This is a genomic window from Mycobacterium sp. (assembly GCF_035603715.1).
Taxonomy (GTDB): Bacteria; Actinomycetota; Actinomycetes; order Mycobacteriales; family Mycobacteriaceae; genus Mycobacterium.
Map to the genome: position 1 here is coordinate 1 of NZ_DATNJW010000717.1, position 3,741 is coordinate 3,741.

Annotated in this window: 6 protein-coding genes; all 6 read left to right on the top strand. The window is 64.5% G+C overall.

Annotated elements, in window-relative coordinates; genetic code table 11:
• Nucleotides 1-614 (top strand): SDR family oxidoreductase (locus VN856_RS28815; protein ID WP_325695722.1); only part of this gene is annotated, 614 nt, incomplete at its 5' end.
• A gap of 59 nt (nt 615-673) precedes the next feature.
• Nucleotides 674-994: a hypothetical protein gene (locus tag VN856_RS28820; protein WP_325695725.1), complete on the top strand. Its 321-nt coding sequence runs from the start codon at nt 674-676 to the stop codon at nt 992-994.
• On the top strand, nt 991-1,983 hold the full coding sequence (locus tag VN856_RS28825; RefSeq protein WP_325695728.1) for a thiamine pyrophosphate-dependent dehydrogenase E1 component subunit alpha: 993 nt from the start codon (nt 991-993) through the stop codon (nt 1,981-1,983). Before VN856_RS28820 ends, VN856_RS28825 begins: the two co-directional genes overlap by 4 nt.
• 4 nt (nt 1,984-1,987) lie before the next feature.
• Nucleotides 1,988-2,986 carry an alpha-ketoacid dehydrogenase subunit beta gene (locus VN856_RS28830; protein ID WP_325695730.1) on the top strand — a complete coding sequence of 333 codons (999 nt, stop codon included), beginning with the start codon at nt 1,988-1,990 and terminating at the stop codon, nt 2,984-2,986.
• Entirely contained in the window at nt 2,979-3,215 is a 237-nt protein-coding gene (locus tag VN856_RS28835) for a biotin/lipoyl-containing protein (protein WP_325695733.1), read from the top strand. The genes VN856_RS28830 and VN856_RS28835 overlap by 8 nt, the downstream gene beginning before the upstream one ends.
• A gap of 35 nt (nt 3,216-3,250) precedes the next feature.
• Nucleotides 3,251-3,741, top strand: a 491-nt coding sequence (locus VN856_RS28840) for an enoyl-CoA hydratase/isomerase family protein (protein WP_325695736.1), incomplete at its 3' end; no start/stop codon positions are given.

Below are 3,741 nucleotides of genomic sequence, written 5' to 3' on the forward strand. Positions count from 1 at the left end.
CGGCGATCGACCGGGGCGTCGCCGAGCTTGGCCACCTCGACGTCGTGATCGCCAACGCCGGTATCTGCCCGCTGACGGCGGGTCTGCCGCCGCAGGCATTCGCCGACGCCGTCGATGTCGACCTGGGCGGCGTGCTCAACCTGGTGCACGCCAGCCTCAAGCATCTGGAGTCGGGCGCCTCGATCATCGTGATCGGCTCCAACGCGGCCTTCATGTCGTCGATGAACACCACCGGCATCGACGGCGGCCCCGGCGGCGCGGGATACGCCTTCGCGAAAATCGCTGCCGCGCACTATGTCAACGACTTCGCACGCGCACTGGCTCCGTTTTCCATCCGGATGAACGCGGTGCACCCGACGAACGTCAACACCGACATGTTGCACAGCGCACCGATGTACCGGGCCTTCCGGCCCGACCTGCAGAACCCGACTCGCGAGGACGCCGAGCCGGTCTTCCCGCTGGTGCAGGCCATGCCCATTCCCTATGTCGAGCCCGAGGACATCAGCGAGGCCGTGCTGTTCCTGGCCTCCGACGCCGCCCGCTACATCACCGGCCAGCAGCTCCGCGTCGACGGCGGAGGATTCCTGAAGGTGAAGCCGTGGTCGGGCGGTTAACCAGCGCCACAACCGAATTGGAATGGCGCGATAGCGAAGCGATGAGGAGGAGCGGGCGAATGCCTAAGGGCGTTATCTACTTGCAGACCATGCCGGTGTCGTCGGACCTAGAGGAGGAGTACCACAACTGGTACAACGACACCCATCTGGCCGAGATCTGCTCGGTGGAGGGGATTGTCTCGGCGCGCCGCTTCGCGCCGACCGATGGCAAAGGCCCGTTCATCGCCATCTACGAGCTCGACTGCGACGATCTCGACGGGGTGGTGCAGAAGCTCGGTGAACTCGGCGCCAGCGGCAAGATGTCGTCGTTGCAATATCTCAGTATGGACCCACCGCCAATTCCCAAGGTTTACAAGCAGATCGGCTCCTACACAAAGTGACTCAGGCGGCAGAGGTCTCTGGGGACATGCACAAGCGCCTCTATGAGTTGATGGTGCTGATGAAGGCCGCCGACGACCGGCTCTCCAAAGGGATCGGCACCGGGGAATTCATGTGTGTGTATTGGCCGTCGCGCGGTCAAGAGGCAATCGCCGCCGCGATGGGTGTCGCGCTGCGGGCCGACGACCAGCTGGTGACCACCTACCGCGGGCTGCACGACCTGATCGGCAAAGGCGTTCCGCTCGAAGAGATTTACGGTGAGATGATGGGGCGCACGACGGGCGCCAGCCGTGGTAAGGGCGGCACCATGCACATCGCCAAACCCGAGAACGGGGTGATGCTGTCGACCGGCATCGTTGGCGCCGGCCCGCCGGTGGCTGTGGGCCTGGCGATGTCGGCCAAACGCAAAGGCCTTGATCGCGTCACCGTGGTCAGCTTCGGCGACGGTGCGACCAATACGGGCTCGTTTCACGAGGCGGCCAACATGGCCGCGCTGTGGGACCTGCCGATGGTCTTCGTGTGCCAGAACAATCTTTACGCCGAGATGACACCCACCAGCGACACCATGAAGCTCGAGCACGTCGCCGAACGCGCGGCGGGCTACGGCATGCCGGGTGTGCGCGTCGACGGCAACGACCCGCTGGCGGTGAAATCGGTTCTCGACGAGGCGCTGCGGCGGGCCCGCTCCGGCGGCGGCCCCACCTTCATCGAATGTGTGACCTTCCGTTTCCGGGGCCACTACTTCGGCGACCGGATGCCGTACATCCCCAAGGACCAGCTAGCCGCGGCGATGGATGCCGACCCGGTGCCGAAGTTCCGCGCGCAGCTCGCCGAGGCGGGCATCTGCGGTGAAGCCGAGTTGGATGGCATCGACAACGATGCGCTCGCGACGGTGGAGGCGGCGCTGCAAACCGTGATGAGCGCCGACTCCCCGACGGTGGACGAACTCGACCGCGACGTATACGCAACCCCGATCAAGTTCCCGGTGTAATGGCATGGACGACAAAGAGATGACGATGCGCGAGGCGCTGAACCTCGCGTTGGACCAGGCGCTGCAAGCCGACGACCGAGTGTTCCTGCTCGGTGAGGACATCGCCGACCCCGGAGCGTCGGGTCCCACGGCCGGCCTGTCGACGAAATACGGCCACGACCGTGTGCTGGACACCCCGATATCGGAGGCAGCGATCGTCGGCGCCGCTATCGGCGCGGCGATCGACGGAATGCTGCCGGTGGCCGAGATCATGATCATGGACTTCATCGGTATCGCCGCCGACCAGTTGATCAACAACGCCGCCAAACTGCGCTTCATGACCGCTGGGCGCACCACGGCGCCGATCACCGTCCGCACCCAGGTCTATGCGGGATTGGCCACCGGCGCGACTCATTCGCAGAGCCTGGAGGCGTGGTTCATGCACATCCCCGGCATGAAGGTGATCGTGCCGTCCACCCCACGGGACGGCAAAGGCCTACTTGCGTCGGCGATCTTCGACGAGGACCCGTGTCTGTTCGTCGAAACGATTCGGCTGCAAGGCAAGAAGGGCCCGGTGCCCGTCGACCCTGGCTTCAGGATTCCGTTGGGTCAGGCCGACATCAAGCGGTCCGGCACCGACGTGAGCCTGATCAGCTACGGGCGGGCCGTGCACGAAGCGCTGGCAGCGGCGGAAACCCTGGCCCGCCAGGGCGTCAGCGCAGAGGTCGTCGACCTACGGACTCTGGTTCCGCTCGACGTCGACACGATCGTCGAATCCGCGCGCCGAACTCGCCGGGCCGTAATCATCCACGACGCAGTGCAATTCGGCGGGCCCGGAGCGGAGATCGCCGCAATACTGCAGTCCGAGCTATTCGGCGAGCTGGTCGCGCCCGTCGAGCGGGTCGCAGCCAGATTCATCCCCAACCCCGCCGCGGCCGCGCTGGAGGCGACTGTTTATCCGTCGCCGGAGCGGATCGTCGCCGCCGCTCAGCGGACCCTGGACAGGGCGGGAGCCCATGGCTGACTTCATCATTCGCATTCCGCGGGTATCGGTGGCCGTCTCGGAGGCAGAGCTCACCGATCTGCTCGTCGAAGCCGGACAGCATGTGGACGAGGGCACGCCGATCTACGTGATCGCGACCGAGAAAGTGGAACAGGAAATCGAGGCCGGGGCCTCGGGCACGGTGCAATGGACGGGCCAGATCGGGACTACCTACGACATCGGCGCAGAAATCGGCGTCATCACTTCATAGAGACTGCATCACTTTATAGGAAGGGTAAAAAACGTATGGACCTCAACGAAACTCGCGAGCGGATCATCTACCAGAAGGATGGTCCGATTGCGAAGATCACCCTGAACTGGCCGGAGAAGGCCAATGCGCAGGACCAAAAGCTGGCCGAGGAGGTCGACGCCGCACTGCTGGACGCCGATCGGGACTACGACATCAAGGTGTTGGTGCTCAAGGCCAACGGCAAGGGATTCTGCTCCGGGCATGCGATCGGCAACAACGCCGTCGACTATCCATCGTTCGTGGAGAACGCCATGGTGACAGGCCATCCGTGGAAGGCGCAGTCGGATCTCTTCGTCAAGCCGACCCTGAATCTGTGGGAGTTCTCCAAACCCACCATCGCGCAGGTGCACGGCTACTGTGTGGGCGGCGGTACGCATATGGGCCTGACCACCGACATCGTCATCGCCTCCGAGGACGCCTACTTCTCTTACCCGCCCCTGCAGGGGTTCGGCATGCCATCCGGCGAATGCTCCATCGAGCCTTGGGT